At 65.0% G+C, this 22,691-nt stretch carries 32 protein-coding genes; 18 read left to right on the forward strand and 14 right to left on the reverse strand.

Going from position 1 to position 22,691, the window contains the following annotated elements:
• Positions 1-64: 64 nt before the first annotated feature.
• Genes IB243_RS25635 through ptsP form a run of 5 tightly spaced genes read left to right on the forward strand, consistent with a single transcriptional unit; the run spans position 65 to position 4,340 of the window.
• A complete protein-coding gene (locus IB243_RS25635) occupies positions 65-619 on the forward strand; it encodes a hypothetical protein (RefSeq protein ID WP_029414399.1) in 555 nt (184 codons plus the stop codon).
• Positions 616-1,887, forward strand: coding sequence for an MFS transporter (locus IB243_RS25640; RefSeq protein WP_192429936.1), 1,272 nt, complete (start codon positions 616-618; stop codon positions 1,885-1,887). The genes IB243_RS25635 and IB243_RS25640 overlap by 4 nt, the downstream gene beginning before the upstream one ends.
• Entirely contained in the window at positions 1,884-2,336 is a 453-nt protein-coding gene (locus tag IB243_RS25645; RefSeq protein WP_010467203.1) for a PTS sugar transporter subunit IIA, read from the forward strand. Before IB243_RS25640 ends, IB243_RS25645 begins: the two co-directional genes overlap by 4 nt.
• Positions 2,305-2,574, forward strand: coding sequence for an HPr family phosphocarrier protein (locus tag IB243_RS25650; RefSeq protein WP_192429937.1), 270 nt, complete (start codon positions 2,305-2,307; stop codon positions 2,572-2,574). Before IB243_RS25645 ends, IB243_RS25650 begins: the two co-directional genes overlap by 32 nt.
• Positions 2,571-4,340: a phosphoenolpyruvate--protein phosphotransferase gene (gene ptsP / locus IB243_RS25655; protein ID WP_010467205.1), complete on the forward strand. Its 1,770-nt coding sequence runs from the start codon at positions 2,571-2,573 to the stop codon at positions 4,338-4,340. The genes IB243_RS25650 and ptsP overlap by 4 nt, the downstream gene beginning before the upstream one ends.
• A gap of 57 nt (positions 4,341-4,397) precedes the next feature.
• Here ptsP and IB243_RS25660 read toward each other — a convergent pair whose 3' ends face one another.
• From IB243_RS25660 to IB243_RS25725, 14 genes are all read right to left on the reverse strand, one after another.
• Positions 4,398-5,012: a class I SAM-dependent methyltransferase gene (locus tag IB243_RS25660; RefSeq protein WP_370540395.1), complete on the reverse strand. Its 615-nt coding sequence runs from the start codon at positions 5,010-5,012 to the stop codon at positions 4,398-4,400.
• A gap of 424 nt (positions 5,013-5,436) precedes the next feature.
• On the reverse strand, positions 5,437-5,928 hold the full coding sequence (locus tag IB243_RS25665) for a phage virion morphogenesis protein (RefSeq protein ID WP_192429938.1): 492 nt from the start codon (positions 5,926-5,928) through the stop codon (positions 5,437-5,439).
• A 4-nt stretch (positions 5,929-5,932) separates the two neighbouring features.
• Positions 5,933-6,631, reverse strand: coding sequence for a phage minor head protein (locus tag IB243_RS25670; RefSeq protein ID WP_192429939.1), 699 nt, complete (start codon positions 6,629-6,631; stop codon positions 5,933-5,935).
• Entirely contained in the window at positions 6,624-8,246 is a 1,623-nt protein-coding gene (locus tag IB243_RS25675) for a DUF935 domain-containing protein (RefSeq protein WP_192429940.1), read from the reverse strand. The genes IB243_RS25670 and IB243_RS25675 overlap by 8 nt, the downstream gene beginning before the upstream one ends.
• Before the next feature lie 9 nt (positions 8,247-8,255).
• Positions 8,256-9,911 carry a hypothetical protein gene (locus IB243_RS25680; RefSeq protein ID WP_192429941.1) on the reverse strand — a complete coding sequence of 552 codons (1,656 nt, stop codon included), beginning with the start codon at positions 9,909-9,911 and terminating at the stop codon, positions 8,256-8,258.
• A gap of 187 nt (positions 9,912-10,098) precedes the next feature.
• A complete protein-coding gene (locus IB243_RS25685; RefSeq protein ID WP_192429942.1) occupies positions 10,099-10,692 on the reverse strand; it encodes a DUF3486 family protein in 594 nt (197 codons plus the stop codon).
• 3 nt (positions 10,693-10,695) lie between these two features.
• Positions 10,696-11,010: a hypothetical protein gene (locus IB243_RS25690; RefSeq protein ID WP_192429943.1), complete on the reverse strand. Its 315-nt coding sequence runs from the start codon at positions 11,008-11,010 to the stop codon at positions 10,696-10,698.
• Positions 11,007-11,354, reverse strand: coding sequence for a hypothetical protein (locus IB243_RS25695; protein ID WP_192429944.1), 348 nt, complete (start codon positions 11,352-11,354; stop codon positions 11,007-11,009). The genes IB243_RS25690 and IB243_RS25695 overlap by 4 nt, the downstream gene beginning before the upstream one ends.
• The gene (locus IB243_RS25700) at positions 11,351-11,587 is read right to left on the reverse strand and encodes a TraR/DksA C4-type zinc finger protein (RefSeq protein WP_225585358.1); all 237 of its coding nucleotides are present in this window, start codon (positions 11,585-11,587) and stop codon (positions 11,351-11,353) included. Before IB243_RS25700 ends, IB243_RS25695 begins: the two co-directional genes overlap by 4 nt.
• The gene (locus tag IB243_RS25705; RefSeq protein WP_192429946.1) at positions 11,580-12,095 is read right to left on the reverse strand and encodes a hypothetical protein; all 516 of its coding nucleotides are present in this window, start codon (positions 12,093-12,095) and stop codon (positions 11,580-11,582) included. Before IB243_RS25705 ends, IB243_RS25700 begins: the two co-directional genes overlap by 8 nt.
• Positions 12,092-12,904 (reverse strand): transglycosylase SLT domain-containing protein, encoded by an 813-nt coding sequence (locus IB243_RS25710; RefSeq protein ID WP_225585366.1) that lies wholly within the window; start codon positions 12,902-12,904, stop codon positions 12,092-12,094. Before IB243_RS25710 ends, IB243_RS25705 begins: the two co-directional genes overlap by 4 nt.
• Positions 12,904-13,272, reverse strand: coding sequence for a putative holin (locus tag IB243_RS25715; RefSeq protein ID WP_192429947.1), 369 nt, complete (start codon positions 13,270-13,272; stop codon positions 12,904-12,906). The genes IB243_RS25710 and IB243_RS25715 overlap by 1 nt, the downstream gene beginning before the upstream one ends.
• Before the next feature lie 121 nt (positions 13,273-13,393).
• Complete coding sequence (locus tag IB243_RS25720) at positions 13,394-13,936, reverse strand: hypothetical protein (protein ID WP_192429948.1); 543 nt, start codon at positions 13,934-13,936, stop codon at positions 13,394-13,396.
• A gap of 617 nt (positions 13,937-14,553) precedes the next feature.
• Positions 14,554-14,994: a helix-turn-helix domain-containing protein gene (locus IB243_RS25725; RefSeq protein ID WP_225585368.1), complete on the reverse strand. Its 441-nt coding sequence runs from the start codon at positions 14,992-14,994 to the stop codon at positions 14,554-14,556.
• An 82-nt stretch (positions 14,995-15,076) separates the two neighbouring features.
• Between IB243_RS25725 and IB243_RS25730 the strand changes: the two genes are divergently transcribed.
• The 13 genes from IB243_RS25730 to IB243_RS25790 are packed head-to-tail and all read left to right on the forward strand — an operon-like array spanning position 15,077 to position 22,691.
• On the forward strand, positions 15,077-15,334 hold the full coding sequence (locus tag IB243_RS25730; protein ID WP_192429949.1) for a helix-turn-helix domain-containing protein: 258 nt from the start codon (positions 15,077-15,079) through the stop codon (positions 15,332-15,334).
• Complete coding sequence (locus tag IB243_RS25735) at positions 15,331-15,642, forward strand: helix-turn-helix domain-containing protein (protein WP_192429950.1); 312 nt, start codon at positions 15,331-15,333, stop codon at positions 15,640-15,642. The genes IB243_RS25730 and IB243_RS25735 overlap by 4 nt, the downstream gene beginning before the upstream one ends.
• Before the next feature lie 29 nt (positions 15,643-15,671).
• The gene (locus IB243_RS25740; RefSeq protein ID WP_192429951.1) at positions 15,672-16,733 is read left to right on the forward strand and encodes a hypothetical protein; all 1,062 of its coding nucleotides are present in this window, start codon (positions 15,672-15,674) and stop codon (positions 16,731-16,733) included.
• Between the two features lie 9 nt (positions 16,734-16,742).
• A complete protein-coding gene (locus IB243_RS25745) occupies positions 16,743-18,551 on the forward strand; it encodes a hypothetical protein (protein ID WP_192429952.1) in 1,809 nt (602 codons plus the stop codon).
• Entirely contained in the window at positions 18,551-19,744 is a 1,194-nt protein-coding gene (locus tag IB243_RS25750; protein ID WP_192429953.1) for an ExeA family protein, read from the forward strand. Before IB243_RS25745 ends, IB243_RS25750 begins: the two co-directional genes overlap by 1 nt.
• A 7-nt stretch (positions 19,745-19,751) precedes the next feature.
• On the forward strand, positions 19,752-19,964 hold the full coding sequence (locus IB243_RS25755; RefSeq protein ID WP_192429954.1) for a hypothetical protein: 213 nt from the start codon (positions 19,752-19,754) through the stop codon (positions 19,962-19,964).
• The gene (locus IB243_RS25760; protein ID WP_192429955.1) at positions 19,961-20,203 is read left to right on the forward strand and encodes a hypothetical protein; all 243 of its coding nucleotides are present in this window, start codon (positions 19,961-19,963) and stop codon (positions 20,201-20,203) included. Before IB243_RS25755 ends, IB243_RS25760 begins: the two co-directional genes overlap by 4 nt.
• Positions 20,200-20,799: a hypothetical protein gene (locus IB243_RS25765; RefSeq protein ID WP_192429956.1), complete on the forward strand. Its 600-nt coding sequence runs from the start codon at positions 20,200-20,202 to the stop codon at positions 20,797-20,799. Before IB243_RS25760 ends, IB243_RS25765 begins: the two co-directional genes overlap by 4 nt.
• On the forward strand, positions 20,796-21,035 hold the full coding sequence (locus tag IB243_RS25770; protein ID WP_192429957.1) for a hypothetical protein: 240 nt from the start codon (positions 20,796-20,798) through the stop codon (positions 21,033-21,035). The genes IB243_RS25765 and IB243_RS25770 overlap by 4 nt, the downstream gene beginning before the upstream one ends.
• A gap of 12 nt (positions 21,036-21,047) precedes the next feature.
• Positions 21,048-21,665 (forward strand): DUF3164 family protein, encoded by a 618-nt coding sequence (locus IB243_RS25775; RefSeq protein ID WP_192429958.1) that lies wholly within the window; start codon positions 21,048-21,050, stop codon positions 21,663-21,665.
• A complete protein-coding gene (locus IB243_RS25780) occupies positions 21,662-22,153 on the forward strand; it encodes a hypothetical protein (RefSeq protein ID WP_192429959.1) in 492 nt (163 codons plus the stop codon). Before IB243_RS25775 ends, IB243_RS25780 begins: the two co-directional genes overlap by 4 nt.
• On the forward strand, positions 22,150-22,428 hold the full coding sequence (locus tag IB243_RS25785; protein WP_192429960.1) for a hypothetical protein: 279 nt from the start codon (positions 22,150-22,152) through the stop codon (positions 22,426-22,428). The genes IB243_RS25780 and IB243_RS25785 overlap by 4 nt, the downstream gene beginning before the upstream one ends.
• The gene (locus IB243_RS25790; RefSeq protein ID WP_192429961.1) at positions 22,425-22,691 is read left to right on the forward strand and encodes a hypothetical protein; all 267 of its coding nucleotides are present in this window, start codon (positions 22,425-22,427) and stop codon (positions 22,689-22,691) included. The genes IB243_RS25785 and IB243_RS25790 overlap by 4 nt, the downstream gene beginning before the upstream one ends.

Here is a 22,691-nt window from a genome sequence, read left to right on the forward strand (position 1 = left end):
GCGCAAAAGTTCGGGCCAAAACGACTGGACCGCCACCGCACGCGGCTGTGCCGATAATCGACCAATGAACCGAACTCCGACCCGGGCTGCGGCCCTGCCGCCCGTGCTGTTGGTGATGTGGCTGGCAGGCTGCAGCCCCGCGCTGAACTGGCGCAGCGTGCCACTGCCCGAGGCCTCCATCACCGTCACGCTGCCCTGCAAGCCCGACCAGGCCGTGCGCGTGGTGGAACTGGCGGGGTCACCTGTCGAGCTGGCCATGGCGGGCTGCGATGCCGATGGCGCCACTTTTGCGGTATCGCACGCGGCGCTCCCCGATCCGGCCCTGGCGGGCGCTGCGCTCACCCACTGGCGTGCGGCTGCCATCGCCAACCTCGGCAACGGTGCGGCGGCCAGCGCGGTCGATGTGCCATATGCGCCGCCCGGCGTGTTGCCCTTGCCGCAGTCCGTGCGTACGGTGGTGCAGGGCCAGCGCGCGGATGGCGGCGCGGTGGTCGCCCAGGGCGTGTGGTTTGCACGCACCGTGGGGCCACAAATGCGGCTGTACCACGCGGTGGTCTACACCAGCAAGCCTCGGCCCGAGGTGGCTGACCAGTTCTTTGCCGGGATCACGCTCCAATGACTGGCCACAGCGTGTTGCCGCGGCGCGCCGCAGTCATCGTCTTCCTGGCCTTCGCCTTCGCCTACTTCCTGTCGGCCCTGGTGCGGGCCGTCACGGCCACCCTGGCGCCCACGCTGTCGCAGGAGTTTTCGCTGCACGCCAGCGACCTGGGGCTGTTGGCTGGGGGGTACTTCCTGGGCTTTGCCGCCACGCAGTTGCCGCTGGGCACCTGGCTGGACCGGCATGGCCCCCGGAAGGTAGCGCTGGGATTTTTGGGCGTGGCCGTGGTGGGCAGCCTGGTGTTCTCGGTGGCCACGGGATTTTCGGGCCTGCTGGCTGGGCGCGTGCTGTGTGGCGCCGGGGTCAGCGCCTGCCTGATGGCGCCGCTCACCGGTTATCGGCGCTGGTTCGAGCCCACCACGCAAATGCGCGCCAACTCCTGGATGCTCATGACGGGCTCGCTGGGCATGGTGGCGTCCACGCTGCCGGTGCAGTGGGCCTTGCCGCTGGTGGGTTGGCGGCCCCTGTTCTGGGGGTTGGCGGCGCTGATCGCGCTGTCGATGGTCGTGATTGCGGTCTGGGTGCCGGGCTGGGCTGCGGCCACCCCGGGTGCGCATGTTGCCCAGCCTGAATCGGGCAACAGTGCCGCAGTGCCCCAGGGCTACGCGGTGGTGTGGCGCCACCCATATTTCCAGCGCCTGGCTCCCTTGGGGTTTTTTGTGTACGGCGGCATGGTCGCCATGCAGACGCTGTGGGCTGGCCCATGGATGCAGCGGGTGGCGGGCTACACGCCGCTGGAGGCCGCGACGGGGTTGTTCTGGATCAACGTGTCCATGCTCTGCACGTTTTGGACCTGGGGCATGGTCAACCCCTGGCTGCTGCGCAAGGGGCTGGGGGCGGACCGGTTGATGGCTGCGGGCCTGCCGCTGTGCCTGGTGGTGCTGGTGGGCATCCTGTTCGCGGGGCCGCAGGCGGGGGGCGGGGCCTGGGCGCTGTTCTGTGTGTCGTGCACGTTTGTGTCGCTGTCGCAGCCTGCGGTGGCCATGGCGTTCCCGCAGGCGCTCGCTGGGCGTGCGTTGTCGGCCTACAACCTGGTGATTTTTGCGGGTGTGTTTGTGGTGCAGTGGGGCATTGGCCTGGGGGTGGACGCCTTTGCCGCTGCGGGCCTGTCTACCGTGCGGTCCTTTCAGGCGGCCATGGCGGTGTACCTGGCGTGCAACGCAGGCGCCTACGCGTGGTTCCTGCTGCGGGGGCGGCGCCATAATGTGCTGCAAACCACCGCGCCATGAGCACCACCAGCATCCTCATCATTGCCCACGCCCCGTTGGCCCATGCGCTGCGCGAATGTGCGCTGCATGTGTTTCCCGACTGCGGCGACAGCGTGGCCGCCCTCGATGTGCAGCCCAACCAGCCGCCCGAAGAATCGTTGGCGCAGGCCCGCATCATGCTGCACCAGCTGGGCGCAGATTCCACCCTGGTGCTCACCGACGTGTTCGGTGCCACCCCGTGCAACGTGGCGCAGCGCGTGATCGAGAACGTCCGCTCCCGCCTGGTGACGGGTGCCAACCTGCCCATGCTGCTGCGCGCCGTGAGCTACCGCCACGAACCCCTTGATTCAGTGGTCACCCGCGCCGTGGTGGGGGGCACCCAGGGCGTCATGCAGGTGGCCATCTCCGCACCGCAGAACCAGAACACCCGCAACCGACATGATCAAGACCCGTACGACCATCAGCAATAAATTGGGCCTGCACGCCCGTGCCTCGGCCAAGCTGACCAAGCTGGCCGGCAGTTTCCCGTGTGACGTTTTCATGAGCCGTGGCGACCGCCGCATCAACGCCAAAAGCATCATGGGCGTGATGATGCTGGCTGCCGGCATGGGCACTGAGGTGGAGATCGAAACCAACGGGGATCGCGAGCAAGAGGCCATGGAGGGGCTCCTGGCCCTGATTGCCGACAAATTTGGTGAGGGTGAATGACTTTCTCCGTCCACGGTCTCGCAGTCGCTCGCGGTATTGCCATCGGCCGTGCCGTGCTGGTGGCGTCCAGCCGGGTGGACGTGGCGCATTATTTTGTGAAGCCCGAGCAGGTCGAGGGCGAGATCGAGCGGGTGCGCAATGGCCGCAATGCCGTGGTCGAAGAGCTGCAGCGTCTGCAGACCGACATGCCGGCCGATGCGCCGCATGAACTCACCGCGCTCCTCGATGTGCACCTGATGCTGTTGCAGGACGAGGCCCTCACGGGTGGTGTCAAGCACTGGATCACCGAGCGCCTGTACAACGCCGAATGGGCGCTGACCACGCAGCTCGAAGTCATTGCGCGCCAGTTCGACGAGATGGAGGACGAGTACCTGCGCGAGCGCAAGGCCGACCTGGAACAGGTGGTCGAACGCATCCTGCGCTACATGAAGGGCGTGGCCGGCCCTGTGGCGCCGCCGGTCAGCAGCCCGCGCCGCCACAAGCAACTGGGCCTGCAGCAAGACCTGCTGCTCGACGACACCGTGGACGTGCCCCTGGTGCTGGTGGCGCACGACCTTTCGCCTGCCGACATGCTGCAGTTCAAGCAAAGCGTGTTCGCCGGTTTTGTGACCGATGTGGGTGGAAAGACCAGCCACACCGCCATCGTTGCGCGCAGCATGGACATTCCTGCCGTGGTGGGCGCACGTGCCGCGAGCCAGCTGGTGCGGCAGGACGACTGGGTCATCATCGACGGCGATGCGGGCGTGGTCATCGTCGATCCGTCACCCATCATCCTGGCCGAATACGGCTTTCGCCAGCGCCAGGTGGAGCTGGAGCGCGAACGGCTGGCGCGGCTGCGCCACACCCCCGCCATCACCATCGACGGCCACAAGATCGAGCTGCTGGCCAACATCGAGCAGCCTGGCGACGCGGCCACCGCCGTGCGCGCTGGGGCCGTGGGCGTGGGGCTGTTCCGCAGCGAATTCCTGTTCATGGGCAAGACCGGCAACCTGCCGGGGGAAGACGAGCAGTACCGCGCCTACTGCGAGGCCATCGACGGCATGCAAGGCCTGCCCGTCACCATCCGCACCATCGATGTGGGTGCTGACAAGCCGCTGGACCACAAGAGCCACAAGGACAATTACCTGAACCCCGCGCTGGGCCTGCGCGCCATCCGCTGGAGCCTGGCCGACCCGGCCATGTTCCGCACCCAGCTGCGCGCCGTGCTGCGTGCGGCGGCCCATGGCAAGGTGAACCTGCTGTTTCCCATGCTGGCGCACACCCACGAGATCCAGCAGACGCTGGCGCAGGTTGATCTGGCTCGGGGCGAGCTGGACGCGCGTGGCGAGCCCTACGGCCCGGTGCAACTGGGCGCCATGATCGAGGTGCCCGCCGCCGCGCTCATGGTGCGCACCTTCCTCAAGTATTTCGATTTCCTCTCGATCGGCACCAACGACCTGATCCAGTACACGCTGGCTATCGACCGTGCCGACGAGGCCGTGGCCCACCTTTACGACCCGCTGCATCCCGCGGTGTTGCGCCTGGTGGGCGATGTGATCGCCGAGGGCGAGCGCCAGGGCAAGAGCGTGTGTGTGTGTGGTGAGACGGCGGGCGACGTGACCATGACGCGCCTGCTGCTGGGCCTGGGCCTGCGCAGCTTCTCCATGCACCCCGCGCAGATCCTGGCCGTCAAGCAGGAGGTGCTGCGCGCCGACACCCGCAAGCTCGCGCCTTGGGCGCAGCAGGTGCTGGAAGGCGACGAGCCTGCGGCGCTGCTGGCGTCTTGATCACGGTTTTGCTACTGAATTGATAGCTTTCTGCGCATGTGGATAGAGCGCTAGGCCTCAATTTTTCGTGACATCGGCGCCCGGTGCAGTCGCCACCACGGGGCGTTCGAGCGCCAACACACTCCAGTGCACATCGGCGCGGCCCTGCGTGTCCTCGCGGCGGCCGCTGTAGACCTCCGCGAGCCCGTGGCGCGCCCCTTGTTTTGCCGTGGCCTGCGCGGACACATCAAACATGCGGCGCCCCTCGGGCACCGGCCCGTGGCGCAGCGACATCACCACGCGCCCGCCGGGAGCGACCAGTGCCGCGACGCAGCGCATCGCGGTCTCGCGCTCCTGGGCATCCAGGTGCATCCACACAGCGGTCAGCAGCACCAGGTCAAATGGGCGATGGCTGCCGCGCAGCACGGCAAGCGCCGGCAGGTGGTCGTCGATCCATTCAACCGGCAGCGCGGCGTGAATCCGCTGGCCGTGCTGCCGCAGCGCGGCGGTAGGCTCCACAGCCACCACCTGATGGCCTGCGCGGGCCAGCGCTGCCGCATCCCGTCCCGAGCCTGCACCGATGTCCAGCACCCGGCTGGGTGAACGGAGTTGAGATAAAGGAAGAGTGGGCGGCGCGATAAATTGGGATTTCGCGGGCTTAGGCGGGACGGAGTGGGATGGAATCCTGCAAATCTCTTTCCCAGTGCGAAAGTATGGAGCTCAAGAAAAATCGGCGCCGATCTGGCGCCATTTTTAATTGAAAACCCGGTCAATCAAACTCAGGGCCACGGCCGGAAAACCTTTTCCCATCTGCGACGACAAAGCCAGGTGGACTCACGTGCACCCGGCCATCGCTACAAAGGGCGCCGTTGACGGTCACAGTGCGAGGTCCGTTTACATGGATGCCCCGCGCCACAAGCCAGGCATCAACCGCCATCGCAACCTCATCGCCGGTCAGTTCAATATCTACCCCAGGCCCAAATTCTGTCGGCCCTTTCCCATATCTAACGTCCATGTGTCACCTCCTTATACCGATTGTGCGACTTAGAAATAGGGTTGCAACAGTCTTTCAGGCCTAAAACGGCACATCGTCCGGCCAATCCCCCACCTGCATTGCTCATTTCAGCCCCCCTGACGTCCTAAGCCAGTCCAGCGTGCGCTCCACCAGCTCGTTTTGGTCCGCGTCTGACAAGCCCAAGTAGGGCCGGGCCGGGATCGTCACGGATTTGGCGACGTGGCCACGGAAGGCGAGCAGTTTGCCGCTCTTGGGCTTGATGGTGCCGCCGAACTGGTGCACGGCCGCATAAACCAAGTTGCTCCCCACCTCGACGGACTTGCCCCCCACCACTTGCGACACCAGCTGGCCGCGCAGAAAGCCGCGCAGGGTGAGCACGCGGTTCTTGTTCTGGGACTTTTCCTTTTTGTACCAGGGCTGCAAAGCGGCCCAGGCCGTGCCATCAGGCCCAGTTTGGGTTTTGAAGCGGTCGCGCGTGGTGCGCAGGGTGTATTCGCCCAGTTGGGCGAGCAGTGGCGCCGGGTTTTCTATGCCCGCCAGCAGCCCGCGCAGGCTTGCCGTTGCTGCCGCCCCATCGAATCTCACCCCGGCCATGGCGTCACTCCTTGGAACGGTACGAGCGCCACCGATCCCGGCCAGGCGCGTACTCAAAACCGGGGTCGATGCCCTCGGGGACGGTCACCTCGCGCGGGCCGCCTGGGCTGTTCTGGCCGATGAGGCGATCCGTCCAAACCACCTCGGGCGCCTGGTCCGGCTGGGACTTGCCCAGCCGCGCCAGGTCGCGTGGCCACAGGCCAATCACCTTGCACTGGCACCCCCAGCCGTTGGGTGGGTAGTGCGTGCGCCACCAAGGGTCATCACGGGCCAGCACCAGGCCATCCCAGGCCAAATGCTGGTGCCGTGGGTTCTCTACCCAATCGGCGTGCTCGTACTGCCAGTAAGGCGCGGCCTGCAACTGTTCCCACCGGCCCGCCGCATAGCTGGTGTTCAGGTTGGTCTCGTAAATCACACGGGTGCGCCAGTCCCGCCCGCCGTTGTAGTCCCACCCGTAGCGCGCAACGATGCGGTCGAAGTCGCGCCGGAACTCCTCCAGCGTGGTGCCATCGGCAATCGCCTTGTCCACGGCCTCGCGGAAGTCACGCACGATGGCATCCCGGTTTGCCCCAGCCACCACAAACGACCACTCATGCTCGGCCGCGTACACGTCCAGCCATGACTCGGTGGTGAGGTTCAGTTTGCGCCGGAAAAACGCGATCATTTCCCGGAACGGCAGGCTCCCATAGGCGACATCAGCCATTCGCGCCAGCCTCCTGCAGCACCTCGTAGCGGCCCGCCAAGTGGGCAGCGGCCAAGGCCTCGGCCATGGCTGCAGCGTAGTCATCCAGGCTCATATTCGGGTCAAGTGCCGCGATGCCGTCCCGGATTTGCTCCAGGCTGGTGGCCTGCGAGACCAGCTCCCGGATTTTGTCCACCCAGGCAGTAGCCGGGGCCTTGATGTTGGCCGCGAGCTGGGGCTGCATGGCCGTTTGGGGGCTGGGGGGCAACTGGCCTGCAGGTAGCTGCCCTGCAGCGGCAGCAACGCCCCACAAATGGCCCGGAAACGGCACGCGGCCCGTGGTTGCCGCCATGCCCTGCCGCCAGATGGCCGGGGAAGTGGCCTGCAGGACTGGCTCACCGGCCTCCGGCTGCGGGATGCCCACCTTTTCCTGCGCCCACTGCACCGGGATTTGAAAGCCAACATCCACCAGCTTCGGCAGGGCATCTGCGTAGACCTTGATGTCCTCAGTCTCGCCCACATCCAACCAGAAGACAGGGCAACGGCGCATGCCTTCGGAAGCCAGACCGTTGAGCGCGGCCATCGGATACAGCAGGTCCCTCGTAATGGTGCTTCGCACCTGACGGATATCGCTGTCGCGCAGGTCCTTACGCACCTCGTTATGCACGTTGCCGAGCGCGTTGGTGCTGCTCTTGCCGTCCGCACCGCTGGTCAGCGTGCCGCCCAGGATCACCTTGGACTGGGTGCGCTCACACCAGTTGAGCATCAGCTCAAAAGCCTTGGGGTCGCCCGTGGCCGCGTCCAGAAAATCCAGCTCCATGCCCGCAGGGATGATGCCCGCCGCGTTGTGGCCAATGCCCACCAGCGCGCGCAGCAGCGTCATCTTCTCCTTTTCGCTGGCACCGCTGGGGTATTTGCCGATGCGCACAGGGATACCGTAAATCTCCAGGAACTCGGCTAGGTCGCCCACCGAGTAATTTTTGAAGAGATACGGCCACACCAGCTGCCGGAACATGGCCGTGCGTTCCAAATAGCCGCTCTTGGCCTTGTGCACGTGCGTGATCCAGCCAAACGGCTGCAGCGGCTCGCCCACGATGCCATCCACCGTGGTGTTGCTGCGCAAGCGCAGCTGCTGCCGGTAGCCACGATGCACGGTGAACCAGCTTTGCGGCCGATGCGTGATCGTCTTGGGCACCCAGTACTTGCCCGGCTTGTGCCACTCGATTTCGCAGCAAGAAAAGCCCTTGCCGATGGCGTCTGTCACGTCAAACAGCACGTCCTCAAAGTCCGCAATCTCTCCAACCAGCTCGGCCAGCAGCTCCGCGTTGCTCTTCTCCGCAGGCGTCGGGTTGTCGGGCGGCACCACGCTCCAATCAACCAGCAGCGCGCGGCGGCGCTTGCCCAGCTCGGCGGCAATGTGGCCGTCCTTTTCCTCCATGTCTTCATAGAGGTCGAACTGGGCCAGCAGATCGCCCTGCTCGGCCTGGTCGAGGATCGATGCCAGCTTGGACGGCGTGAGCCCGCGCGTCGGGTGGGTCTGCAGCTCGCGCTGCAGGTGCGAATAGTGCGACGTCTGAGGCTCAGACAGCGCTTCGGTGGTGATGGGCAGGCCATCAGGCCCCAGGATTTTTGCCATGCTTGCTCCTTACCAGCCGCCTGGCTCCGGCATGGGGAAGTCCAGGTCGGCGTGCGAGTTGATCTTGTTGTCGAACCCGCGCGAATGCCCGGGAACGGGGATGTAGTCGATGACGGCACTCAAATTGAGCGTGGCGAACCACCCCAGACACAGCATCACGGCGCCGTCGCCGTGGCGAAACAGGTCCGGGTCCTTCACATCGGCGCGCCGGGCCTTGGCCACCATGGCGATGCCGTCCACCTCTTCGATCGCGCGCAAGTCCTGCGCGATATTGGGGTCGGCCGGGATGTCGATCATTCCGTCTTCGAAGCCCTGCACCAGCTTCGGCATCCAGGTGCCGTACCAAGACCGATTCAGCTTGACCTGGTGCACATGCGAGTGCCCGAACTTGTCCGCCGTCTCTTCGGCCAGCGGTTCGCCCGAGCCCGTCGCATCCATGGCCCCACCGCAGCGGCGCGGCAGGCGCTCAATGGCATGCCAGGTGAGCTGGCGCTGCTGTGAGTAGGGCACCTTGTGCATCTCAACGACCAGCGGCACGCGGCGGCGCATGCCTGCGCCAAGCACCATCGCCCCCCAGCTCGAAAAGTCCCGGTGCCGCGCGTAGTCGTGCGAGAACACGTGCCGGTCGCGTGGGTCCAGCCGCTCCAGCGCAGGGTCGAGATAGCGTTCGATCCAGTCGGCCATCCAGGACTCACGCTCTTTGGGGCTCTTGAGGACGAAGTCCTCGTCCAGCGTCAGTCGAAGCACGCACTCAGGCTCCAGCACCATCGCCTGCTCAATCCACACACCAGGCAGGCACACTCCGTTGCCATCGCGGGGGATAGCGTCCAGCTCCTCGCGCATGGCGGCTTTGCGCACGCCGTAGCCGTTGCGAATCTTGGTGTACCAGGCCTTCTTGCCTTCCGCCGTGGGCGGGGTGCCCTTCATGAAGCAAACGCGCTCGTACAGGCCGTTGGCCACCGCATCGTCAAACGTCACGGTGACCACCGTGGCATCGCTGCCGTAGCGGCCAGCCTCAATGTCGCGGCAGAACTGCGCGAACGGGTTTTTCTTCCCGTTGTGCGAGCTGATCACCGTGATCTGGCCGCCCCAGATCAGCAAAGCGGCCGCAGCGTCCAGCACGCCCTGCACATCCGGGTGAAACGCGGCCTCATCAATCACCACATGACCCTGCAGCCCCCGGATATTGGCCGGGCGGCTGGACAGCGCACACACTTGGAAGCCCGAGGCAAAGCGGATGCGATAGGCATTGATGTGCCGGGTTTTGCCGGTGTCGTCCTGGTCTTCAAACAGGAACTCTTCCACGCCCGAAACGCCCTGGCCTTGAGCCTGGGCGATCACGCGGGCGAACTTGGCGCAGTAGCCGATGGCCTCCAGGCCCTTTTCCTTGGTGTCGCCGATGTAGTAGACGTTGTCGCCCCCCGCGCTCTTGCGCGCGGCGGCCACCAGCGTCTTGTTGAGCATCGTGCCGAAGGTGATCCCGGTGCGGCGCCCCTTGGGCACCGCAATGATGGCCGACTGAATGGCCGCCACCTCGCGCTGGTGCTTCATGAGCACGCCGTCATCCAGCGGGTTGAAGCCCTCGGGAATGGACCGCACGCTGGCTGGGAGGTCTTCCCATTCCAGCGTGCGCAGGGTTGTGGCCAGGGGCTTGATGGCGTTCATCGGAGCAATCTCCAAAGGAGCACCAGGGCAAGGACTGGCCCACTGAACACGAGCGCGACGGATATGGCGAGCCAGAAACCCTGCACAAACACGTTGCGCCATTCTTTCCGGCGCCATGAGCCACGGACGCGTCTGCCACGCTCAAACAGAATGAACAGCACAGCGGCCAGAACTTGGAAAAGAACGTTCATGTGCCTATCCCCAAGAATTTGCGCCGCCAGAAATCGACCTGGGCTTCATCCATGCCTTGGGCCTTGGCGACTTCCTGCAGGTTGGCCTCTTGCTCCGCGTGCAGGCGCTTGCGCGTGGCTTCCTCAACCTTGGCCTGGAATTCCTTCAGGTTGATGCTCGACCTGGTCAGCGTGGCGATGTTCTTCGCCGCCTTCGACAGCAACGCCACGCGCTCACCGGGATCGACCTTTTCGCCGTCCTCGCCAACTTCATCGGCCTCTTGCAACGCAAGGATGGCCTCGAAAAGCTCGGTCTGCACCATTGCCGTGAGGGCCTCGCTGCGGGCGTCCTTGTCGTCGCCAGCGTGCGCCTGGATCATCTTGGCCGCTTCGGTGCTGGCACGGATCGCTGATAGGCGTCGCTCCAGCTTCTGCCCGTAACGGCCCACGGCCGAGCGGCTCGGAAGATCACCCGCCGTGGCCGCAGCTGGGTAGCGCGCCTGCAGGTCGCCGATCAACTCGTCCAGCGTCATGCTGCCCGAGGCCAGCATGGCCTGGATGTACGCCTTGATCTCCGGATCAAGCCGGTCGATGGTGCTCTTGCGGCCCATGGCTTACCAGTACTTCGCGGGCCGCGCGATCCCTGGCTCGCAGGGGATCGTGTATTCGGCCAGGTCAACGCCGATGCGCGTCAGCTCCGCGTGCCAGCGGCCAGAGGGCTGCTTGTCCAGCGTCACTAGCTGCCGGTCATACAGGTAGTCCAGCTCGCGGCGCAGCTCCAGCGGCGTGGCGTCTGGGTATTCAGACTGGGCCACGCTCAGCACAGGGCCTTCAAACGCGCCGATGGGCCGCGCGTTGTTCAGCGTCAGCAGGATAAGCCAGCGCAGGTTCTCGCGGCGGATTCGGGCGGTGTCGATGGCGGTATTCATGTGCTCCCTCGCTCATTCATGGATGCGCGCAACTGCGCGTTGTCGATCTTGGTGGCCAGGCCGTCCAGCTTGGCTTCCACGATGGATTGGCCGCGTACGTAGTCCTCGCGGCGCACGTAGTGCAACGGCAAATCGGCCTTGAAGGACATGAACTCGCGTTCCATATTGGTGATCCCTGCCACCTCGGCCTCACGGGCCTTCTGCAGCACATCGAAGCGCTCATTGATGCGCGATTCAAACTGCGCGGCGATCAACCGGCCCGCTGTAAAAATGACCCCGGCAAACGCCGTAATCAGCGTGAGGGCAACGCCCAACAACTGCCAAAAATCCACTTGCAATGTCATCTCGCCCCCTTCTTTTTTTCACGGCGTCCCTGGCACGCCACGCACAGTTGCACGCCAGGAATCGCCCGACGCCGCTTTTCGGGGATCACCTCCCCACACCCCCGCGCCTGGCAGACCTCGGCCGAATCAGCGGCCGTCTTGCCCGCCAGGCCTGCACGCAGGCTCTGATCGCGCAACGCATCCGAGAGAATCTCGGCCTCACGCGCCTGGGCGCGGTCGATGTCATCAATCAACGGTGCCCCCCGTCTTGCCCGCGCCGCACACATTGCGGGCAAAGTCCTGCAGCCCCGTCACTTGGTCTCTGAGTCCATCAGCCTCTGCCGCCAGCTCTTGATACGCGCCAGCGCTTTCTCCGAATAGCTCTCGGGCGGTACGGGCTTCGCGAGCGCAGGCGACAAGTCCGGCATCTCCTGTTGGGTAGGGATCGGGGCGGCTGTTGAGGCGGGCAATCTCGGTGTGCAGGCTGCGCACAGCAGCAACGGCAGCAGCATCACGAGCGCGGCGCGCGGCCTCGCGTTTGGCGTCTTCATGGGCGGTCCTTTCGGCATTGCGAAACTTGGTGGCGTTGTCGCGGGCGGTAGCCGCGTTGCGTTCGTTCTCTTGCGTGTCCCACGCGTGCTGCACACGGGTGGCGCCTTGGGCATCACCCTTGCTGACCAGGTGGGACTGCCAGAACTTGACGCCCGCAATGGCCGCCGCGATAGCGACGGCGATGGCGATGGAGCGGATGCTGAGACTCATAGACCTGGCCCCCACTGCAGATAGCGCGGTTGGATCACCACCAGGATGCGGTGGGGGTAGCCCAGGTTTTCTTTGCAATGCACGGCCGCGCGGCGGGCTTTACCGCAGGCCGCGTCAACCTGAGCGCGCGAAGGCTGGGCCAGCCCGGTACTGGCGGCCTCGCGTTGCCAATGGCCTAGCCCGCCGTTGTAGGAGCGCAGAGCGACCCACATGCGGTCGCGAGGTGCGTAGTGGGTGGGTGCGCGGTCGTAGAGCCAGCGGTCGTATGTGACCAAAGCGCGGATTGCCCAGGCCGGATTGAATGGCTGCTGCATGGCCAGCTCAGGGTCTTGGCCTGCGATCCATTTCGTGGTTGCTGGCATGAACTGAGCCAAGCCCTGCGCGCCCACGTGAGAGATGGCACCGACGCGCCAAGCGCTCTCCTGGTGAACCTGGGCAGCGAAAACGGCCACAGGCGCATCAAGGCCCCAAATGGCATGGGCAGTGCGTACCAGCAGCGCACGATGCTGCAGGGCAGCCGAAGGCACCGGGGATGGGGAAGCCTTGGTGGGAGCCGCCCATTGCGACGCGGCCTCAATCACGGGCGCCGGTTCCGCTGCTGGCGGGACTAGCTCAGGCGCGGACGCGGGCGCTTGTTGAGAGGCAGGCACGGCCGCCGGTGCGGGAGCTTGCGCAACGGGCGGCAACGGATAGAGTTGCTGCGCGGTCCGGGGCGCCGGTGCTGTGCCAGTGGGCAGCACGGAAGCCACCAGCGCACACAGCACCACCAGCCCCGCAGCAATGGCCAAATACTTGATCGCCCTGTGCATCACAGCCCCATTGCGGCGGCGAGCACTACGCCACCGATCACGATGGCGCGGCGGATTTGAGCCACGCAGAAAGGGGCGATGTACTCAGGCTTTGCGATGGGAAAATCAGCATCGCCCTCTGGCTCGCTCGTGCCCTTGCGCCAGTCGCGGTAGAGGTACGAATCGGGGCGGGCGTAGGGAAAGACGATGCGGTCGATCCAGTAGCCCAGAACGGCCGCGAGCGTTATCAATGCGACCTTGTAGAGCACCACGGGCAACTGGGCAGGGGACACCTGCGCAATGACTGCGAGCAGCAGCACCGCGAGCACGATGAGAACGCTGCTGCGCGGGGCACGCAGCCACAAGGGAATGTGAGACTTGAGAGACATGCCGGGCTCCTGAAAGGGCAACAAAAAAGGCTCTTGAGAAAGAGCCTTGAGTGTTGGCTTTTGAGGGCCTGGGGACTGAGTAAAACGCTTTACTTATTGCGGCACGGGTTGCAGGCGCATCTCATTGTTGCCGTCTGGACGTTTGAACGGACTCCACAACATCGTTGCGCAAGTACACGTAGTCACCGATGCCATACACCCACTGTTCTCTGGCGCCATAGGCACTTTCGGTGCGGTTGATGCTGGACGGCTTACCCCAAGCCTCACGGGCCTGCGCGGCGGTCATGCCGATCAACACCCGCCGTTCAAGGATGGCCTGTTTCAAACGGTCCTGCTGGGCCGTTGCAATAGCCTCCATTGCCTCCCTGGCGCGCTGTGCATCTGGACCAGGCCGCGGCTTGCGCTCCTGAGTTGTGGACAGCCACACAATAGGAATTGCCACCATCAAAACCAACATCCAGGCCCCCATGCCCAAGCCCGTTCGCTTCGTGATGTTTTGTTCCAATGAGTTGTACCTTGCTTCGAAGCCAGGTGCCTCGGGCTTAGATTGGCGTTGCGCCATTTCTACCTTGCTGTAGATTGCGCCGCACTGGGGGCAGGCCTCTGAGTCATTGCCTGTGGATGCATTGTTGACGTGGCCGCATTTCAAACAAGTCTCGATCATTTTTTCCCTCTCGTTGAGATTTACTCACGCCCAATCACTCACTTCTGCCTTTTGTTCATAGGCCTTGTTCGCCGGGGCTTTCGGCCCTTTTCCAACGCTTGCAAAGCGCGGCGCGCCACATGGTGGGGGTAGATAAACCTGCGCTGCAGGCTCCATGCCGCAAGTGAGCAGCCCGCCATGCAAGCGAAGAGCGTGAGTTGGATAGTCGGTGGGTAATGGTAAGACAGCCACAACGACCCTGCATAGGCCCCGAAGAGAGCAAACATCACAATCCCGATCAGACTCAGAAGGTAGTCGGGCAATGCAGCACCTCGGGTAAGGCGTCCATCCCTACAGACCAAGGCCTTGCTAACGCATGCCAAGGCAAGGCACTGAACATGCACGTCGGAGTTGTTGGCTATCCATTCCAACTGGCCGTGGCAGTGCACGGGCATTGCTTCCTTGGCCCGCTCCAGGTGCAAGCCATGCGCACTGGGACGAGGTGTCCCATCACCGCTGCGCACTCCCGGTAGTCGTATTTCAATCTTCCCAATCGCAAAACTAAACAGCGACTTGGTGACCTTTGCTTCTATTTTTTCTCCCGGCATTCACTGCGCGCCTCCACGCGCTCAAGGTAGCTACTTCCCTATTCTGATGCTGCCAATCGCGCCGCCGAACAGCGACTTCTTGACGGTCGCCTTGGCGATCTTCGCTGGTGAATTTTTGGTTGATGTCTTGACGTGCTCCGCGTAGAGGGTTGATTCCCGAATCAGCTCCGCTTGGTCTTCGGGTGTGCATTTCCTGTAGTTGGCCACCAGTAGCAACTCGCCCGGCTCGGGCGTGGGTATGACCGGGGTAGGCATGCCTGTGAGGATGTAAAGGACGTCTGCACCTGAAGTGGCGAGCGCTGCAAGCTGAAACCCGTCAGGCGCGGTCTTACCTGTCTCCCACGAAAACAGCGTTTGTTTTGTCGTGCCCGCCAACGCTGCGAAAGCAGGCTGACTCAGTCCAAGTCGTTCGCGCTCCTCGCGCAGTCTCTTTCCAATAGGCATGAAATATTTCCTAAAAACCAGTTGCATGGGAAAGAAATCTTTCCCATAATTCGCCTTAAGCGCTGCCGAAGCGCACAAACCTAAAAAGTTAGGCGAAAGGTTATCAGGAATGCACCCAGAACAGATCAAGGCTGCCATGCGTATGAAGGGCGTCACGCCCACGGCGCTGGCCGACGAAATGGGCGTGTCCAACGCCACCATGAGCCAGGTCATCAGCGGCCGTAGCGTGTCTGCCCGGATTCGCGAGCGGATCGCCGCAGTGACCGGCTACACGGTCGAAGCGATGTGGCCGCCGTCGAGCCGTCGCCCGGTGTTGCGCCGGACGCGGGCGCAGATTGCCGCAGCTCGTGCCGGAGCCGCCGCATGAGCCGCGCCACCGACTACACCAACGCCGCGCAGCAACGCCTACTGCAACTCATCAACCTGCTGGCCGGGCACGAGCTGCAGGGCCTTGCCCCCGCAGAGATTGCCAAGGCGCTGAACGTGGCGGCAAGCGTCGTCACCCGTGACCTGGACAACCTGCGCACGGCTGGATGGGCCGAGCAGACGCCCCAAGGCGGGCGCTGGCGCCTGAGCCCTCATGTGGTCCAGATATCCCTGCGCCACGCAGCAGCCATCCAGGCGGGGCAGCAGCAACTCCAAGACGTGGTGCAGCGCTTCAGCCGCAGCAACTGATCAACCAAGAACTATAGGAAGAAAAGCAAATGAGCAATGCAGCAACGCCGCGCGAGAAGGCCGCGATTCAAGGAGCGCTGGAGAAAGCCAAGCCAGGCCGCAAAGCCACCGTCGCCGCTGTTCCCGTGGACGCCAATCTCGATCAAAACGCGCTGACCATGGCCAGCGTGGCCGCCGATCAAATGGCGCTGGTCCAGGCCAGCTACAGCCACGGGCGTGACCTCGTGAACCAGTTGCTGGGGCAGGCCCAGGCCTTCCAGGCGGCAGGCAACCTACTCCAAACGTTTGGAGTCTCCAAGCTCGCAATCGTCAAGGAAAACAAGCTATATCAACAACTTAGCGGAATGAAGACTCCAAACGGTTTGGAGTTGAAGGGGACCTGGACGGAGTTCTGCCAGCTCCTTGGAATGTCCGACGAGAAGGCCAACCAGGATATTGCCAACCTCAACGCCTTCGGCGAAGAGGCGCTTGAGCAAATGCAGCGCATCGGCATCGGCTACCGCGAATTGCGCCAGTACCGCAAGCTGCCCGAGGACCAGAGAGCTGCCCTTATCGAAGTCGCCAAAAAGGGGGACAAGGAAAGCTTCGTGGAGCTGGCCGAAGAGATCATCTCCAAGCACGCCAAGGAAAAAGAAACCCTCGCGGCGCAGGTCGAGGAAGCCGCCGCCTCTCTGGAAGCGAAGGACAAGGTACTGAAGGCCAAGAGCCAGCGACTCAACGAGCTTGAGGAAGAGAAGTCACGCAAGACCAAATTCGTACCGCGTCCCGGCTCCGTGGCCCGCAACCAGGCCGAGGCCACCTTGCTCAAAGAGGTCTTCACGCAGTCGGTCCGGATCAACAGCCGCATGCGAGCCCTTTTTGAAGGCGCCGACGCGGCCTTAGGCGAAGGCGCCGATGCGTCGGAGGCCGTGCAGCAGGCCGTGCGCTCCAGCGTGCAGTACCTGGCACAGCAGTTTGCCGACATGGCCCGGGAGTTCGCTATCACCATCGACCTGGACGAGCGCGTAGACGCCCCCTGGACGGCCGAGGATGAAGCGGCCCTGGCGACGTTGGAAGCCCGCAACGAGGCCGCCAGCGGGCGCGCGAAGTAACCCCCCGCCATGGACGCCATCCGTATGGAAGTCATCCTGAACGCCGCCCGTGAGGCCGCTGCCGCCCCCCATGGCGAGCGCGGGCAGATCGTGGAACGCGCCGCCGAGGTGCTCAATCTCTCGGTACAGCGCACCCACACGCTCGTCTCGCAGGCCGCGCGCCAACTGGGCCTCAAGGCGCCGCGCAAGCGCCGGGCCGACGCGGGCGAGTCAGCAATCACGAACGACGAGCTCGAACTAATCGCCGGGACCATCCTGCACGACCGCCGCGCGGGCAAATGGATGATCCCGCTCGAAGACACCATCGACATGCTGCATGCGGCGGGCAAGATCGCCACGCGGCTGTCGGCCAGCCACGTGGGCCGCCTCCTGCGCGACAGGGGCTTGGACGGCCGCTTCCTCGCCGCGCCCAAGCCGCACGTGAGCATGCGCACCGAGCACATCAACGCCGTGTGGCAGGCCGACGCTTCGGTGTGCGTGCTCTACAAGACGCCCAAGGGTGAGCTGCTGCTGCTCGAAGAGGACGGCGTGCACTACAAGAACAAGCCCGCCAATCTGGTGCGCGTGATGGACCAGCTCCTGGTGCGATTCCTTTGCACTGAGCATGCCAGCGGTGCCAAGGCCTTGCGGTTCTACAGCGGCGGCGAGACCACAGAGAACGCCCTCGACTTCATGATGTGGGTGATGACGCAGCGCCTCGACGCTGCAGGCAACCCCATGCCTTTCCACGGTGTGCCCTTCCTGCTCTACACAGACCAGGGCGGGTGCTTCAAATCCGCACCATTCAAGAACTTCTGCAGTGCGATGGGCATCAAGCAGGACTGGCACGCGCCGCGCAACAGCCGCGCGACGGGCTCAGTCGAAACCGGCCAGAACATCGCGGAGCGGGGCTTCGAGTCGCGGCTGCGGTTCCTGGACCCGATGACCATCACCATCGGCCGGATGAACGCCCTGGCCGAGCTGTGGATGCACAGCGCCAACGGCACGAAGAAGCACAGCCGCACCGGCATGCCCCCGTACCAGGCCTGGAGCACCATCGGCACCGAGCACCTGCGCATCGCACCGTCCATGGAGATCATGCGCGAGTTGCCCGTGAGCCTGGCAAAGACGCGCGACGTGTCCGGCAACATGACGGTGAGCTTTGCCATCAAAGGCCAGGGCAGCCGCGACTACGACGTGCGCTACGTGCCCGGTGTGTCGCCCCGCAGCAAGGTACTCGTGGCCGTCAACCCGCTGGCCGCGCCTGCCGTGCGCGTGGGCGTCACAGACCGCGAAACCGGCGAGATCGTGTGGCACCAGGTCGAGCCCGTGCCAGAAGGCTGGATGGGCTATCGGGCAGATGCGCCCGTGCTTGGCAAGAGCGAGTTCAAGGCCATGCCCGCCACCCCGGCCGACGAGCTCCGCGCACGCATCGCGGCGCAGGCCTACGCCACCCCTGAGGGCCCGGCGACACCCAGCCAGGTCAAGTCCGCGCAGAAGGCTGGCGTGGCCCCGTACCAGGGCCAGTTCGACCCCTTCGCCGACATCAAGGCCAAGGCCGCCAGCTTGCCCAGCTACCTGCAGCGTCCGGGCACGGCCCACGGCGCCGCCGCGCCCACCGTCGAGCCCATGCGCCTTGCCGTTGCAGAGGCCTGCAAGCGCATGCGTCAGGCCCTGGGCGACGACTACGACCCCGCCACCTACGCATGGCTCACTGAACGCTACGGCGACGCGGGCGTGCCCGAGGACGTGGTGCCCGGCCTGATCGCCGCGCGCCGTCAGGCCCAGGCCCCTGCGCCCATGCCGGGCGGGCTGCGTGCAGTTGGAGGGGGCCAGTGATGCACGCCCATGCCTCCACCAACGTGATGCCGCCGCTGCAGGCGGTGCTCCAGGAGCACGAGATCACCCAGGCCGAGTTTGCCAAGGGCGTCGGTATGTCGAGCGCTGCGGCCTGCCGCCTGGTCAAGCACGGCCTGTTGCCCGCACGCCGCCCGGCAGAGGTGAGCCGCCGCGCGCTGGACTGGCTCAAGGGCCGTGGCGTGCCTGCCGCAGTCCTGAAAAAAGTTGACCCCGCCGAGTTGCACCTCGGCGAGGTCGCCCCCGTGAACCCCGAAACCATCGAAACCCAGGAGGAAGAGACGATGTTACTACCCCCCCAAACCTTGAGCGAAGCGGCCCGCCGCCAGTTCACCCTGTTCTCCGACCCGTTCCAGGGCGAGGTGACCACCGACGAACAGATGTACCTGAACGGCAACATCCGGTTTGTGCGTGAAGTGGCCTGGCAAGCCGCAGTGGGCGCCCGCATGGCGGCCATCGTGGGCGAGTCGGGCTCCGGCAAGACCACCATGCTCGATGACCTGAAAGAGAACCTCCTGCGCGATCACCGTCCGGTGGTGTGCATCGAGCCCAGCATGGAGGGCGCCGAGGAGACCGACACCAAGGGCAAGACGGTCAAGGCCGTAGATATCCATACCGCCATCGTGCGCACATTCAACGCCCGCGCCTCGGTGGCCAGCAACGGCGAGGCCCGCTCCCGCCAGGTGCACGCAGCCTTGACCGAGTCCTGCACTGCGGGCCACTCGCACCTGCTCATCATCGAAGAAGCTCACGCGCTGCCGGTGCCCACGCTCAACCACCTCAAGCGCCTGCGCGAAAAAATGCGCATCGGCCGCAAGTTCATGCTCGGCATCCTGCTGGTGGGCCACCCCGAACTGGAGGAAAAGCTCGGCCGCTGGGATGTGCGCGAAGTCATGCAGCGCATCGAAGTCGCCCGCCTGCCCCCATTGGGCGCCGACGTGGCCGCATACCTGCAATGCCGCGCCGCAGCAGCAGGCCGCTCGCTGGACGAGTTCATCACCCCCGATGGAGTCGATGAGCTGCGCTCGCGCCTGACCGTGCAGGGCACGGGCAAGGCAGCGCCCGCCAGCCTGCTCAATCCGCTCAACGTCAACAACTGGATGAGCGCCGCGCTCAACACCGCCGCCGAACTGGGCGCCCCGGTGGTGGGCCGCGATGTGATCCGGGCCGTGTGAGGTGGCGATGTTCCCGTATCACATCACCATCACCATGGGGGACGGCTCGCAGGGCAAGCACTGCGACCTGTATCCACACGGCGCAGCGGCGGCAGCGCGTGCGGCCGACCTTTTCCCCGACGCGGCAAAGATCGACGTGCTGCGCCTGTCCACGGCCTTGCGTCGCGGCCCGCGCGCTGCCCGCCGCCCCTCGCGCTATAGCAAGGAGGGCACGCGATGACCCGCCGCCGTGTCCACCCCTTCACCTGGCTGGTCTTCTGGCTTGGCATCACCGTCACCGCCCTGGTGCTCGCCCTGGTGTGGGTTGTCTCGAACCGCGACGTTTCCGAAGTGCAGCTCAACCGCGCGCATCTGGCGGGAATGGAGCTGGGGCAGACCATGTGCCTCGGGTTCCGCTCGGAGCTGGAGCGCAGCGCTTCCCCGCAACCCGCGCCACGCAAATCGGGAGGCCTGCTTTGACCGATATCGCATGCCCTGCCTGCGGGGCCGAGTTCGACCTCACCGTGGCGTTCGCTTGCGAGGAGGAGCGCTTGGCGTTCGCACGCCTGGCCAGCGTCAGCATTCCCCTGGGCACCCGCGTGCTGAAGTACGTGGAGCTGTTCCGCCCGGCCAAGCAGCGCCTGACCATCGCGAAGAAGGTCAAGCTCCTGCAGCAGCTCCTCCCGGACCTGGAGCGGTGGGCGATCACCCACAAAGGCCGCGACTGGGCCGCACCGCGCGAAGCCTGGGCGCAGGCCATAGACCAGATGCTGGCAGCGCGTGATGCGCAGCGCCTGGAGCTGCCCATGAAGGGCCACGGGTATCTGTACGCCATCTTGGCGGGTATGGCCGACAAGCACGAAGACCTGGCAGAGCAACGGCGGGAGCAAGAGCTTCGCACCGGCCCACGCGCCGCCACCATCAACGGCCCCACCAGCGCGGCCGACCTGGTGGAGCCGCCAGCACCCCGCGCTGTCCCGCGACCAGTTCCCGCCGCCCCGGCACTAGCTGGCATGTCCCCCACCGTCCGCGCCATGCGCGCAGAAATCGAAAGCAGGAAGGGCACAACGTCATGACCCGCACCGAGCACCAGTCCCAAGTGACCGCTCTTGCGCACCGCCTGGTGGAAATCGTCAGCGAACAGCAGACACACCGGGTGGCGCTGGAGGCGCTGATCAGCGCCTATGCCTCGGTAGCCGTGTGCCACCCCTGCTGCGCGCAAGGCGCTGCCACTACCGCCCGCCAGGTGGCGGACCTCATTCAACAAAACGCCGCTGCGCCCGCGAATGCTTGCGCCGCACATCTGAACTGAAAGGAGCATCCCATGGATCAATCCCCCGTCCCCAATGGCTACATGCGCAACGCGCAGGGCCACCTTGTCCCGCTCGAACTTGTCAAGCCCATCGACCAGGAACGCGACCGCTTGGTGCGCGAGCTGGTGGCCGTCGCCAAGGACCTCAACGCTCGCTTGGTTGCGGGCAAATCCAAGATGTTCGGCGATGTGGCCGCCTTCGCCGATCTGAGCGCCGAGCAGTACGGCGTGAAGCGCGGCGGCGCCAAGGGCAATATCACGCTGCACACCTATGACGGTGCGTACAAGCTGCAGATTGCCACGGCCGAGAACGTAACCTTCGACGAACGCCTGCAGGCGGCCAAGGCCCTGGTGGATGAATGCATCAACGAGTGGGCGCAGAACAGCCGGCCCGAGATCATCGTGCTGGTGCAGCAGGCATTCCAGACCGATAGAGAGGGCAACATCAACGTGGGCCGCATCATGGGTCTGCGCCAGTTGGCGATCAAGGACGAGCGCTGGCAGGCCGCGATGACGGCCATTGGCGAATCGGTGAAGGTGATCGGCACCAAGCAGTACGTGCGGTTCTATGAGCGCGTGGGCAGCTCGGACCGTTATGCCCCCATCCCCCTGGACATGGTGGCTGTATGAGCACGCCGGAAACCATGGAACGGTTGGGGATGAGCGCGTACGCGGCCTATACAAAGAAGTTGCACGGCTTGAAGGGCCTTGAGATGGCGCCATGGGCCAAGCTGCCCTGGGATCAGATGGGCGGCTGGACCCATGCCGCCAACAGCGTCGTGGCACGGGTCGCAGCCCTCGGCTATCCCCGCCCGCTTGGTGCGGCCGAGGACGCACGCGAGGCACGCCGGTGCGCCGAATGGCTGATGCACATGGCCGATGGTGGAGACGCTGGCGGCGAGGTGCAAACCCGCATGTTCTTTCGGACGGCGGCGGCGCAGCTCGCGAGCAAGGCGGCTTCTTCCGCCCGGGTCGATGCGTCTGGCGAATCGGTCAAGGCCTTTCGCGAGTACCTGAGCGTGCATGAGGTGGGCGGGCTGCTCACGGGCCACGAGAAGGACGCCCTTGCGCTGGGCCTCGCCCGCCTCGCATTGAGCCTGCGGGAGGAAAGGCAATGATCCAGACCCAAGCACAAGCCAACGCCTACTGGGCCGACAAAGAAGTGAAGAAGTGGGTTGTGGAATTCACTGCGGGCCCACACCACTGGCGCCGCACGGCGCGATCCTTGGTGTCCGCGCGCAGCACAGCTCGCGCCCAGGCTGCGGGCATCCAGCACCAGATCGTCGTGATGAACAACACCTGGGTGCGCCGCGCCTCCGCCACCACCGTGCGTCTTGCCACGGCCCAGGACCTGGGCTGTGTGTATGTGTGCGAGAAAGGCGGTGCCGCATGAACGCGCAAGAACCCATCCTCAATGCGTTTCAGGCCGTCCGCCCGCGCGGCATCGACGCACCCAGCGCCGCACCGCGCCCCCACAACGTGGGCCGTGCGCCCGGGTTGCTGCCCGGCTCCGGCGCCCCCCTGGCCATGGACATCAGCGGCAGACGCATCGTGCCTTTGAAGCCTCGGCTGAATCCTGGCGAGGCCAATGAAAGCCGCGAACAGTACCTGGCAGCGAACGATAGGCGCCGCGCAATCGTGCGGGGAGGTATCTGA

It is taken from the genome of Acidovorax sp. ACV01 (assembly GCF_014851495.1).
GTDB lineage: Bacteria > Pseudomonadota > Gammaproteobacteria > Burkholderiales > Burkholderiaceae_C > Acidovorax > Acidovorax radicis.